General features: G+C 59.5%; 13 protein-coding genes. 6 read left to right on the top strand and 7 right to left on the bottom strand.

Translation table 11 applies throughout. From position 1 onward, the window contains the following. Window positions 1-19: 19 nt before the first annotated feature. From AC0L3E_RS01135 to AC0L3E_RS01125, 3 genes are all read right to left on the bottom strand, one after another. Window positions 20-1,336 carry a M20 family metallopeptidase gene (locus AC0L3E_RS01135; RefSeq protein WP_127321145.1) on the bottom strand — a complete coding sequence of 439 codons (1,317 nt, stop codon included), beginning with the start codon at window positions 1,334-1,336 and terminating at the stop codon, window positions 20-22. Between the two features lie 57 nt (window positions 1,337-1,393). Further along, window positions 1,394-2,299: a MurR/RpiR family transcriptional regulator gene (locus AC0L3E_RS01130; RefSeq protein ID WP_473604358.1), complete on the bottom strand. Its 906-nt coding sequence runs from the start codon at window positions 2,297-2,299 to the stop codon at window positions 1,394-1,396. 170 nt (window positions 2,300-2,469) lie between these two features. Then, entirely contained in the window at window positions 2,470-4,098 is a 1,629-nt protein-coding gene (locus AC0L3E_RS01125) for a peptidoglycan L,D-endopeptidase MepK (RefSeq protein WP_473604012.1), read from the bottom strand. Between the two features lie 725 nt (window positions 4,099-4,823). Between AC0L3E_RS01125 and AC0L3E_RS01120 the strand changes: the two genes are divergently transcribed. The 5 genes from AC0L3E_RS01120 to AC0L3E_RS01100 all read left to right on the top strand — a co-directional run bounded on the left by AC0L3E_RS01120 (window position 4,824) and on the right by AC0L3E_RS01100 (window position 7,808). Beyond that, on the top strand, window positions 4,824-5,855 hold the full coding sequence (locus AC0L3E_RS01120) for a C1 family peptidase (RefSeq protein ID WP_473604011.1): 1,032 nt from the start codon (window positions 4,824-4,826) through the stop codon (window positions 5,853-5,855). Between the two features lie 41 nt (window positions 5,856-5,896). Further along, window positions 5,897-6,046, top strand: a complete 150-nt coding sequence (locus AC0L3E_RS01115) for a hypothetical protein (RefSeq protein ID WP_473604010.1) — start codon at window positions 5,897-5,899, stop codon at window positions 6,044-6,046. 99 nt (window positions 6,047-6,145) lie between these two features. After that, complete coding sequence (locus AC0L3E_RS01110) at window positions 6,146-6,370, top strand: hypothetical protein (protein ID WP_473604009.1); 225 nt, start codon at window positions 6,146-6,148, stop codon at window positions 6,368-6,370. Window positions 6,371-6,846: 476 nt separating this feature from the next. Next, window positions 6,847-7,290, top strand: coding sequence for a hypothetical protein (locus tag AC0L3E_RS01105; RefSeq protein ID WP_473604008.1), 444 nt, complete (start codon window positions 6,847-6,849; stop codon window positions 7,288-7,290). Next, window positions 7,287-7,808 (top strand): hypothetical protein, encoded by a 522-nt coding sequence (locus tag AC0L3E_RS01100; RefSeq protein ID WP_473604007.1) that lies wholly within the window; start codon window positions 7,287-7,289, stop codon window positions 7,806-7,808. Before AC0L3E_RS01105 ends, AC0L3E_RS01100 begins: the two co-directional genes overlap by 4 nt. A gap of 284 nt (window positions 7,809-8,092) precedes the next feature. Here AC0L3E_RS01100 and htpG read toward each other — a convergent pair whose 3' ends face one another. Beyond that, a complete protein-coding gene (gene htpG, locus AC0L3E_RS01095) occupies window positions 8,093-9,982 on the bottom strand; it encodes a molecular chaperone HtpG (protein ID WP_473604006.1) in 1,890 nt (629 codons plus the stop codon). A 556-nt stretch (window positions 9,983-10,538) separates the two neighbouring features. Here htpG and AC0L3E_RS01090 point away from each other — a divergent pair. Further along, a complete protein-coding gene (locus tag AC0L3E_RS01090) occupies window positions 10,539-10,703 on the top strand; it encodes a hypothetical protein (protein ID WP_473604005.1) in 165 nt (54 codons plus the stop codon). A 73-nt stretch (window positions 10,704-10,776) separates the two neighbouring features. Here AC0L3E_RS01090 and AC0L3E_RS01085 read toward each other — a convergent pair whose 3' ends face one another. The 3 genes from AC0L3E_RS01085 to AC0L3E_RS01075 form a co-directional block, all read right to left on the bottom strand. Next, complete coding sequence (locus AC0L3E_RS01085; RefSeq protein WP_473604004.1) at window positions 10,777-11,526, bottom strand: excalibur calcium-binding domain-containing protein; 750 nt, start codon at window positions 11,524-11,526, stop codon at window positions 10,777-10,779. A 216-nt stretch (window positions 11,527-11,742) separates the two neighbouring features. Further along, window positions 11,743-11,970 (bottom strand): KTSC domain-containing protein, encoded by a 228-nt coding sequence (locus AC0L3E_RS01080; RefSeq protein WP_473604003.1) that lies wholly within the window; start codon window positions 11,968-11,970, stop codon window positions 11,743-11,745. A gap of 27 nt (window positions 11,971-11,997) precedes the next feature. Beyond that, a complete protein-coding gene (locus AC0L3E_RS01075) occupies window positions 11,998-12,174 on the bottom strand; it encodes a hypothetical protein (RefSeq protein WP_473604002.1) in 177 nt (58 codons plus the stop codon). Window positions 12,175-12,389: the final 215 nt, after the last annotated feature.

Genomic DNA, 12,389 nt, shown 5'->3' with positions numbered 1-12,389 from the left:
TCGGAATAGCGGCTGCGCCTCAGCGGATGCCGCACCAGTCAATGACCGAAGCGGCGATCACCTTGGCGGTCTCGACCACCGATTCGACCTCGACATATTCGTCGGAACCGTGAAACCCGTCGCCTGAGGGGCCGAAGATGACACCGTCGACGCCGGCGCCGGCATAGTGCGCGGCATCGCACACGGCGACGAAGCCGCGCGCCTGCGGCGCCTTGCCGACCATGGCCTTGCGCTTCATCAGCGATGTCACCAGCGGATGATCGACCGGCGTGTTCATCGGCGGAAAATACAGCCCGCCGAGCTCCCATTGGATCGCAGGCGGGTTGTCGCGCAGCCACGCATCGGTCTGGGCGAAATGGTGGACGAACGTCTCGAAATCGCGGCGGTAGTCGGCCGAGTTCTCATCGGGCAGGAATTTCATGTCGAGATCGAGCACCGCGACGTCGGGAATGATGGCCGGGTTGGTCATGACGGTCGGCAGGCCGTGCTGGCCAAGGCCGGTTCCGCCATGCATGACGCCGATGTTGATGGTGTTCATGCCGAGCGGCAGCAATGGATGCGATTTTGCCCGCGTCCGGTCCAGCTCATACTGGCGCACGGCGGCGATGAAACGGGCGGCGATCTCGATGGCGTTGACGCCCGGCTCCAGCCGCTCCTTGTCGTGGCGCTGCGGATAGATCTCGTTGTAGCGCAGCGCCGAATGGGCGTTGCGCCCGCGGATCGTCACCCGCGCCCATTCAAGCCCGCCTTCGACCGGCAGGACATCGCCCCATGTCGGTTCGGCGACCAGCACCGCCTTGGCGAGCTTGCCCTTCTTCACCGCATCCATGGCGCCGAAGCCGCCGGCTTCCTCGTCGACGACCGAGTGGATGGCGAGCCGGCCCTGCAACGTGATGCCCGCCTTGCGGATCGCGCGCGCGGCGGCGATGCAAGCGGCGACGCCGCCCTTCATGTCGACGGCGCCGCGGCCATAGAGGCGGCCATTGGTGATCTCGCCGCCGAACGGATCGACCGACCAGTCCTTCATCGCCCCGACCGGCACCACGTCGATATGGCCGCACAGGATCAGGCTGCGGTCCTCGTCTCCCGCCCATTCGCCGACCAGATTGGGCCGCCCGGGCAACGCATCCCATTGCTCGGTCCTGAACCCGTCCTGCTTGAGGATCGGTTCGAGCAGCGCCTGGACATCCGCCTCGCGGTTGATCGCCGGGTTGGGCTCGAATTTGGGGTTGACCGAAGGGATGCGGACCATGTCGCGGGTCAGGCCGATCAACCAGTCGCGATCGGTCTCGATCTCAGCCTGCACGGCGTCGATGATGGTCTGGTTGTCGGGCATTGTCGCTTCCTTCTCTGCGTCGCGGCGCTTTGCATCGCTGCACTGGGCGCAACGACACTATTTCCTTGTGGGTTTGGATTTGGCGGCGTCGTCGGCCGATGACGACAGGGCGGTATCGAGCGTGACCGCATTGGCGCTGCGGATCTTCTCGATGTCCTCGATGCGCTTGCGCACCCCAGCGCCATGGCCTTCCAGCGCGTGGGCAAACACGGTTTCCATCTGGGCAACGGCCGTTGCCAGCGTGTCGAACGGCGAGTTGGCGTCGATCGCCGCGACCATGGTCAGGTCGGCGATGTCAGATATCGGCGACAGCCAGACATCGGTGAACAGCAGGATGGAGACACCACGTTCCTTGGCCTGCTGGGCAAAGCTCACCACGTCCGACTGGTAGCGCCGGTAGTCGAACACGACGAGGAGGTCGCGTTTGCCAAGGTCGATCAACAGGTCGAAATCGGCGGGGCTCAACGAACCAATGTCGCGCACGCCGGAGCGGAACTGCAGGAGGTAGCCGGCCAGCATGGAGGCGATATGCCGGCTGAACCGGCCGCCCAGCAGCACGACCTGCCCCTTGCTCTCCAGCAGCAGGTTGACGGCGCGCGTGTAGGCCTGCACCGGCACTGCCGTGCGCGTGCGCTCCAGGCTGTCGGAAACCGAATGGAAATAGGCGAGTGCGGTGCCTTCGCTGGAGCCGCCCGGACGCTTGGCCTCCATCATCAAAAGCGGCGAATGCAGCCTGGATTCAACTTCGGTGAGCAGGCGTGCCTGGAAATCGGCAAAGCCGACATAGCCAAGCTTGCTCATCAGCCGCGTCACGCTCGGGTCGCTGACGCCGGCGCGCCGTGCCAGCCGGGTCGCGGTGCCCAGCCCCGACATCGGATAATCAGCGAGCAGGACCTGGACGATCTTCTCTTCCGCGGAGGTGAACGCCACGGTCGTATTGGCCAGTTCTTCGCGGATCGACATTGTCATCGCCCATCGCCGACGGAAAGACGATTATCTTACAATTTCACACATGTTTGTCAAATTTGGAACTTCTCTTACAGAGCCATCGAGAGTTCGGCATGACTTGCTATCCCATGGCAGCCAAGCCAGTCGTGCAACACATCCACGTCGGCTCGAACGAGGGCTGGCGTCTATTTGAAGCTGGCGATGGGCAGGAACTTGACCGCGGAACCGGTGAAGCGCCGGTGATCGGAGGTCTGTCCTCGCGGCTGGAATCCATCGAGATAGATGTGCTCCGGCGCTGTGCGGATGAGATTGGCGGCAATGACGGGCGCCGCCGCAGTGCTAGCTCCGCCGGCGATGCCACGACCTGTCTCAATCGGCCGGGACAACGCTGCCGGCACGATGACCGCGGTGGCTTCGGGATCGAGATTTGGCTGGACACGGTCGGCCTTCGGGCTGGTCCTGACGCGATCTTCGGGCTTCGATTGGGCAACCGAGACCCGCTGGCCGGCCAACCCATTGTGGCCGTCATCGGCGTGGTTCAAGGCCAGCAAGGCAGCGACCGCATCGCCGGATTTGTCTGCTTCAAGCTGGCGCGTCGGGCTTTCCGGTCGCCATGTCGGCAACGGGATGTTGAACGCCACCATGTCCGGCGCGCCGCCCGCGGGACCGGCCGACTTGCCCGAGGGAATTTCAGCATCGGTTGCTGTTGGATTGGCCAGTTCGGCCCGCGCGGTGGAAGCGTCGGCTGCTGCAAGCGGCGCGAGTTGCGGGGTCGGAATGCTGGTCGTGGACCCGCTGCGCGGGGCGAAGGCTGGCAGCGGCACCGAGCCCGGCGCCATGGCCATGACGATCGCTTCAGGCGTCTTCCCTTCCGGTCCAATCGGCGATTCTTCGGCCCTATCGACGGAAGCCATCTGGATGTCGGCGCGCTGGGCATCCTGCGGCGGCACGATTGCGATGCCGGCGGGCCTGGGTTCAACGGACTTGGCCGGCTTGCGTGGCGCCGGCACCGCTTCGGCGACATCATCGGTCTCGTCCGCGCCGCGCCCACCCAGAAGCGTCGCCAGCAGGCCGCGCGCCGGCCTGCGTTGGCCGCCGTCGGCACTTGCCAGGTCGATGTTGGGCGTGCCGGCGCCCTTGCGCGATTTGTAGGCGGCAAACGCCTGCCCATAACCGGGCAGCGGTTTGCCGTCGCTCGGCACATGCAGCGTATTGCCGTTCGGGAATACCCTTGCGAGTTCCTGGCGGCTGATGCCCGGCCAATGCCGCACATTGCCGACATCCATATGTATGAAAGGCGAGCCCGAGGTCGGGTAATAGCCTACGCCGCCGCCCTGCATCTTGAGGCCGATGTCGCGCAGCTTCTTCAGCGGCACATCCGGCAGGAAGAAGTCCATCGCGCGGCCAACCATGTGTTGGCTTTCCCGAGCCACGCCCTTCGAGCGGCTGCGCAGCATGGCGTTCGTCGCTGGCGACCGATAGGCGCTGACCACGTGGATATAGGCTCTCGAGCCGCTGGCGCGATAGGCCTGCCAGACAAGATCGAGCAGGCGCGGATCCATCTTCGTCGGTTCGTTGCGACGCCAGTCGCGCAGCATGAGATTGATCTTCTTCAATCCCGCCGGATCATAGCGCCCATTGCGCTTGAAGACGATTTCAGCCTTCTCGCCCGTATGGAGATGTTGAATCTTCAAAGCACGCGTCTCCGCGAACGCGCCGGTAACGCACAGACATAAGAACGCTGCCATGATGGCTGGCAGTGTCCAAAGACGGGAAGCACCGGGGGCGTTTTGCACGTTTTCGCTCACGTTCATGCCTTGCACGCTCTTTTGTTTCGGGCGATTTCAGGTTCCCGCCCAGATGAAGAGCCTTCAGCCCTCTTCCTGACAAGCATGGACTTGACCGACGCAGACAGGCGTCCATGCCACAATACGTCATGTCGATGAACAGCATCTTGGTTAATGAATCGTGTCTTGCCGGGAATGCGTTTCGGCTGGAGTTGCCTGTGGCAGCCATTTTCTGGAGCAATGCACCGCTGATGAGGTCCGCCAGCACGATGGCCGCGCCGTTCCCATGTAGCCGCCTCGCCCTTGCAAATGCAGAGGACGAATGTGCGGCAACAAGGATGTTGGAAACTGGTGCTGCGAGAGAGGATTGAACTCTGATATACATTAATAAAATCAATAAGTTATAAGATCTTTTGTAACATTGTGACGACCGCCAAAATGACCGCGAAAGACGGGTCCGTATTGAGGTCAGCACCCACTGAAACGTTTACATCAGTCCATGCGCCCATTAGTCGCGCAGCCGGCAACCGGCGCAGCGCCAGCATGGCACTGACTCCAAATAGCGGGCCGGGCGCTAGAATCAGGAAGCTCCAGCGCCAGCCGAAAGCCTCCGCCGCCGACGAGGTCAGGTGGATCGAGACAAAGGTGAGGCCGAGCTTGATTCGTCAGCGGTAGAGAAGCCACAGCAGAAAGCATCGTTTGATTCGTGACTTATGGGCTGATACGCTTCATTCCCAAGGTGGGATCGATGCATGCTTCGACGCGGATCTTATGTTGCAATCTTTTTTCTTTTTTTCTCTAACGTTGCGATTGCCAAATATGGCGGAGGGTTCATATCTTATCCGCCCAATCTAAAAGTGGTTCCCGGAAGTGAGATCGTAATATCTCAAATTCCTCCCGCCCGATTTCAAGGTAACCTTGGTATTTGTTATGGTTTTGCAGCTGCGGCGATGTATGACATTGCCTATTGCAAGGATCAAAATTTGGATTGCAGCACTGTTGCTAACACTGAGCGCGCTTCCGTTTTGGCAATGGCGGAGTTGAGTTCAGCTCAAAAGGACGACACTTCAAAGGCAGTTTATGGCGGCGCAGCCTACGAATCTCTTTATAATGCCTTGTATCAACGAAACTCAATTCCCGCTGAGCAGTGCAACCCGTTTTCAAATTACTATTCAATTTCGGAAGATGAATGGTTGCAGTTAGGAGCTTATTATGAAGATCTTCATCACAAGTTTAAGATAATTACCGACTACAGAGAACAGTGGAAAATGCTAGGGCCCATAGCGGCGATCTTAAAAGATCGATTTCATGTCGATTTGAGCAAAAATGGTTTGCTCGACGTTATTGACAAGAAATCTCTATCAGCTTTCATTGGGGCGGCTCTCCTTGGAGGATGCCGAGAGCCGCATGGTTCGATTTATGTAGACGGTATGCTTTGGGACATTAAATTCCCAGACGATAATGCCCACAGTTATAAGCCACTGCTTACATTCATAAAGTCCGCTCTTCAAAACAATGACGCGGTTTTAGCCGACGGCTATTGCGCCATGGAGGATCTTCCCAGCCGCGACTCTGAATGCGCACACATGCAGCATTCTTTGGTAATCGTTGGCTTCCGACGCGTTTGTAGCTTCAAAAACAGATGCCATGACACACTTAAATTGCTCAATAGTTGGGGCCAGGAATGGCAAGATGAAACAAACGGTGGGTGGGTCGACGCAGAGGAGTTCTTAAAGCGGACATTCTACAGGCCAGAAGTGTTTTCATGGCTGAAAGAGAGATGAGCTAACTGATCGCTCGACGAGGGATCAACAGGAGGTCGCCAATGACCATTTCCATTCCTGCGCAAAAAGCGCTCGCCACCTGGCGCAAGGAAGACATCAAGGACGCCGATCGGCTGAAGGCCACCGAGGAAGCACGCCTCGCCCTGGTGGAAGAGGAGCGCAAGAACGGCAATCGTTCACGATTGCCTTGACGCCCTACTGGGAGCGCCAATTTGATGGCAAATGGACCCTGATGGTCGAATCGCGGGCACTGACCATCGGCGAGATCAGGGCAGCACTTAGGGACGGGCATGAGCAACACTGATCCAAACGACCAAAAGGCCAAGGAGCGGCTATCCAAAATTCTGCTGGCGGTTCTCGCCGTCATGTTGGCGCTGCTCTATCTCCAATACCGCAAGACCTACGTGCCCAAGAGCGACTACGCCGCCTGTCTCGAGGCAGCCGCCAACGGGTTAGGCAAGCGTGAATGGTGCGCCTTGAAAGTCACTCCGACCTACAGGAACGACACGAAATGAACGCCGAGCACAACGCGGAACGCAAGCGCCTATCCAAAGCGCAGCGCAAAGCTCTCAAGTCGCTGACCCGCGAGGATTGGAAGCGCCTTGAGGCTCCATCACTGCGCGGAACGATATCATCTCCGCTGGGAAGAGCCGACGGCGTGCGAGCCTATGGTAGCGACAGACCCGCTAACAAAGGCGTCTCCCACAAGCAGCCGAGGAAGAAATGACCCTATACCGAGTGTCCACCTTTCATTGAGCTGGAAGCCGATGACGGCAAGCAGGCGCCGATGCGCCTCCTGAGGCTACGTCGTAGTGTGTCCGGCCGAAACCTGGGATCGAATTTGACAGATGTAAATCGCCGAGAAAGACAGCCCTCACATCTATCGGACCACCCTAACGTGATCGTCCATTTCGAGCCGAGAACGCGCGAACAGCTTCCCCGTCGTTGAGTTGTAGGCTACCACCTCCGCACACGACCAGGGGGGAGATAGGTGGCAAAGAAAGAGGATCCGACAAAACCGCAGCAGGAAAGCCCTGAGTTCGCCGAAATCGAGGCGACACTGGCAAAGATGGCAGCTGACTTAGAAGCGGATGCCGGCGGAACTGCGAGCACTGAGGGCACTTCCAATACCGGCGAAATTCAGGAGCTCGCGGATGAGGAAGCGGCAATTGAGAAGGAGGCGGTGAGGCTTAAGAAGAAGCGAGAGCAGGAACGCGAGCTGGCGAAATTCACCGCCAACGCATTTGATCGCATGTCCACATCCGCAGTGACATTGGGCCTAATAGGTCCAGGAGTCGGTTTCCTCTACCACACCTCTCTGTTGGCAACTTTGAAAGATGGGGAACTCGTCGTAGCCACCTTAAGTTGCCTAGGAGCTGCCTTCGTCCTACATTGTGTGGGACGAGCTATCCTCAACGAGGAGTTCCAACGATGAGCACGCCCTTCTGGATCTTTCTGATTGCGCTGTGCGCGATCTGCCTGTGGGCGCTCGTCAGCCGCAATCTGTTCTCGCGCCGCATCGCCGCGCATACCAAGGCGGAAGAGGCTCTCGACGCCCGAATGATAGCGTTTAAGGAGCGTGTCAGCACTCGCAACGCCCGCGTCCTAGCTGAGAAGCCCAAGGAGAGGTCCACCGACGACAAGAGCAGGGTCGCGTCGGATGACTTCCTCAAGGACCTCTACGTGTCCGACGCCCTCGGACGCGTCATGTTGGCCGAGCCTCCGAGCCGATACCGCTATGCTTCTCCAGGGCGCTTTGCTGGCGGAGGTGCCGGTAGCGCTCGAGCCGTTCTGTTAGATAATGGAACCTGCCTCTGGCTGGATGACAGGTCCCTAGTCGAGCGCTTGACGGAGAAGATTGCCTTCGGCCAAGTCGGCTATGAGAATGTTCCTCGCCCGGCGGATTATACAAAGCCACCGAAGCCCATTTTCCCAAAACGCTCCACCCGCTAACCTCGCAGCCACATGGCTAGCTAGCTGTGTGGCTGTTTCATGCGAACCTCGTTAAACTAAGTGCTGGGCGGTGCAGTGATGTCAACGACCAGCTCTGCGCCACCTTTAGTCATTAACTCCACAAGCCTCTTCCGCAGCTTCATCTGAGCCAACGTATACTGGTTGGGCAACTTCAGGTTTTTGAGCTTAAGGAAGGTTGATATGGTTGGAGCCATTGGACTGAAAGCGGTAACCCCAGTCGTGTCGATCGCCGCAACGATCTGGAAGGGTCGGCTGAGCGACTTTCACTTGGTCAGGCCCCGCGCGATTAGGCGCCCCAGACGCTGCGAAAACGCACTGGCGTCGGCTGGTTTATCGCCATCGAGGACGCGGGCCTCGTCGTAGAGAAGATGGGCAGCATCGTCCTTAAAGGCCTGGTCGTCTTCGCCGAGGCGGGCGAGCGCCAGCACGCGCTCATGCCGTGGGTTGATTTCCAGGATGGGCTTGGCTGCCTTGTCGAGGCGGCCCGCGGCGTTCATCAGCCGCTCGAACTGGCGGTCCGGACCGTGCTCCGGCGCGACAAGGCAGACCGCGCTTTCGGTCAGGCGATCGGAGGCCTTGACGTCCGAGACGGCGTCGCCGAGAGCCGACTTCACGAAAGCCAGGAAGGCATCGACCTCAGCCGTTGCCGCCGTGTCCAATTTTTTCGTGTCATCGAGCAGCGGAATGTCCGATAGCTCCGCCACGCCCTGCGTCACCGACTTGAAGGTCTTGCCCTCGAAGTCCGGCGCCATCGCCACCCAAAAGCTGTCGACAGGATCGGTGAGCAGCAGCACCTCGATGCCGCGCGCCTTGAACCCTTCGAGCTGAGGCGAGGCTTCGAGCCGGGCGCGGTCGTCGCCCGCCATAAAGAAGATCGCTTTCTGACCTTCCTTCATCGAGGCGATATAATCGGCGAGGCTGCGCCAGCCTTCGCCCGACCCGGTCGAGCGGAACCGGGCGAGTTTCAGCAATTGCTCGCGCCGCTCATAGTCCTCGTAGAGTCCTTCCTTAAGGACAACGCCGAAATTCTCCCAGATCTTGGAATAGGCCCCAGCTTCGTTTTCCGACAGTTTGCCAAGATCGCCAATCACGCGATTTGTGAGGCCCTTGCGAACCGAGGCTAGCAGCGGGCTTTCCTGGATCATCTCGCGCGAAACGTTGAGCGGCAGGTCGGCGGAATCGACCAGACCGCGGACGAAGCGCAGGTAGCGTGGCAGAAGGTCAGCGTCATCGGTGATGAAGACGCGGCGCACATAGAGCTTCAGACGGCCTTTGCGGTCCTGGTCGAACAGGTCGAAGGGACGCGAACCGGGCACGAAGGCTAGCACGCTGTATTCCTGCCTTCCTTCGGCGCGGAAATGAATGGTTGCGGCCGGCTCGTCATACTGGCCCGCAACACTGCGGTAGAAGTCGGTGTATTCCTCCGGCTTGATCTCGCTCTTCGGCCTAACCCAGAGTGCCGTGCCGTCGGCAATGTCGCGGGCGTCGGCGCCGGGTTTCTCGATGAGCGTTATCGGCACCGGCACATGCCCCGACTGCGATTTGGCCAACTGCTCAAGCCGGTAGGATCCGGTGTAGGAGATGGCTTCGTCCATGAGGTGTAGCACGACGCGAGTGCCGCGCGTGGGGGCTGCTTCAAGCGGTGCCGGCGCGATCTCATACGAGCCTTTCCCATCGGACGACCAGCGCCAAGCCTCGTCACTTCCCGCCGGGCGGCTGATGACATCGACGCGTTCGGCCACCATGAAGGCGGAATAAAAGCCGACGCCGAACTGGCCGATGAACTGCGTGTCGTCGGCCGTGCCGCCTACTCCAACGCGTTCGACGAAGGCGCGCGTGCCCGAGCGCGCGATCGTGCCCAATGCTTCGGCCATATCGTCACGGCTCATGCCTATCCCGTTGTCTTCGACGGTGATCTGCTTGTTGTCGGTATCGGCGGAAACGGTGATCCGCAACTTCGGGTCGTCGGCTAGCAATTCGGGCCGACTGACCGCTTCAAAACGCAGCTTTTCGCAAGCGTCAGCGGCGTTGGAAATTAGTTCGCGCAGGAAGACGTCCTTATCGGAATAGACAGAGTGCACCATCATGTGGAGTAGCCTCGAAACATCCGCCTCGAACGCTCTGGTTTCTTTTGCCTTCGTGTCTGCCGTCATCTCACGTTTCCTGTTGTTTGCAGCTTGGTCTCCGCACGAGGTCGTGTCGGATGATCAATCCAGAAGGTGTTGCTTGTCCTCGAAGCACCGCCAGCCAAACCCGCTGGCGCCGAGGAAACCATGTCGGAAATGAGTATATCCTGGCGGCGGACGAAGGCATGCGCGGACAGACATCAATGTTGCCTCAACCCGTGACCTAGTTTTCCCATTATTCGGTTTCAAGTGGACTTTCCGCTTGATTTCCATGCGATCCGAAAAATTCAATCGTTTCCTTTTTGCCCCCGAAACATACGATCCGGTGCTCAAGGTCGCTCGAAGCGAAGCCCAGAACGGACGCTTGCAAGGTCCATCGGATGGCGAAACAACTTCAAGTGTATCAAACCTCGCATCGTCTTCTTTGACATTGTCATCGCAGCACCATCTATGAAAGCTGCCGCAGAGGCCTGGGGTGCCGATCCCGAAATCTTTAAACGCGATTCCGGCAGAAAGACCCCGAAGTGGTGGAAGCAACAATGGACGCGGCCAGGCATTGTGTTGCGGCGGCCCGTCGGATCGCGTGGGAAATTCACTTGAGAAGGCGGTGCTTCCGAAAGCACTCGAAGGGGTCCAGCCGGCTCAGCAGGATAGTGCGCAGCACGCCGACACCAGCAAGGCGTTGGACCACACCATCACCAGCGGCCGCCCGCACGGCTACGCAGGCAAGCTCGCTGGCCGCATATGATCCGGCACCAGCTCTGACGCGATCACCGGTAGCCGCCACTTCCAGCATTAGGAAATCCCGTCAAACCACCCCATCAACATAGGCTCTCGCACGGGATGCCGTCGCTGTCCCGATCGAGCTTGCCGCCCCACGAGCAGTTGGCCAGATACCAGTTTGCTTCCGCGCATGAACTGATTTGCGAGCATGTCCGTCGTGGCTGGCATGAATAGCTCTGCGCTAGCTGCGTTTTGGTGATGCCCAGCGGTTGGCTAACCGCAGGTGGCTTGCTGTCTGGCTGCCCTGCACGCCAATCCCAAGGCGTTTGAAACTTGCCGACCCAGAGCCCGACCTTGGCCGCCTCGGCCTTCACCTGCTGCCCCGCATAGGCCCCGTGACTGTAGCGGGGCCAATCTAGCGCCTGGCCATGCTCTACCATCCAAGAGGCGACGCCAGTGCCGTCGGCTCGCCGGCAATCTCCGACGAAGCGGCTGTAGCGATCCCAAGCCACGAAAGCGCAATTGATCGGCCTCGATGCCGCCAGAAATCTTTCCAGCACTTCGGCAGAGCGGCGCCCGCAGGGATATTCTAATCCTTCGGTGTCCTCGCAATTTTGCTTGCTCTCGGGCGCATCGATCCCATTGAAGCGGATGCGTTGTCCATGAATTTCGATCGTGTCGCCGTCGATGACCGACGCAACGCCGGCGATCAGCCCTGCGCCAGGGCTGATCTGGGTCGACAGATTTATCTCCGGTGCACGGCTGCTGTGCTGCATGACGTATTGCGTCACGAAGGCACCCATTGCAGCCACCGTCACGAAGATCAGACGGAGCGGAGTTCCAGCCAATTGGCGTGCACCTCGCGGCTTGGCGGGGTTCGCTTGCCCGATTGGCCAGTCCGATTGTCGTATCGATATTTGGTCAAGCCCCTCTCCCCGACGAAAGGATGCTACTGTTTTGATTCGGAGTCCAGCTGGGCTGGCTTCGCAGGGTCGAGATTGCCCTGCGTAGACCCTCCCGATGTCGACACGGCAGTCGGGGCATTCCCCCTTGGGCCGCTTATGTCAATCGGCCGATGAGCTTCCTGCCTTCCCTTGCGCGAGCCGGAATGCGTAATTGTTTCGGATGTGATTGTTGAAATAGCGGCCCTTAGCAAACGCCGATTGAAACGCTTCGAAGGCCTCAAGCGGGACGTCCAAGAACTCGTAGTGCTTCCCGCTGGCCACAAACCAGACCGAGAGAACGCTGGTGTTGGGGTCATAGTCGAACTTGCTTATCGAGGTCGACGGCATATTGGTTAACCGGTAAGCACGCAGCTCCTAGTGATCCAGTTCCAGCGGCTCATGATCGCGCTGTTCGTGCCATATCACCTGGCGCAGATCGCTCTTGTCGCCCTGCTGCCCGCAGATCGGGCAGGCGTGGAAGCGATCGATCTCGTCCTGCGGAGTGTGGGGCTTGCCAGGCTTGGGTGGCCCAAGGTCCGAGATCCTGGTCATCGCTATTTCGCAAAGTCGTCTGCGGGCGCGCCCTGGGCAAGACTGAATTCGTGCGTGCTTCGCGCATCCTCGTCGACGACACGGAACCAATGCTTCTCAATCGCCCTGGGCGACACTCGTTGACCAGTGACCTTCTCAACTGCTGACAGCGGATCATCGGCGCTTGTGGCATTAGAGGAAACGCACTCCTCTCCATGCCACTCTTCCACGTGATA

Source organism: Mesorhizobium sp. WSM4822 (assembly GCF_055811155.1).
Note: the sequence above shows the minus strand (reverse complement) of the source record. Positions and strands in the feature narration are given on the sequence as shown.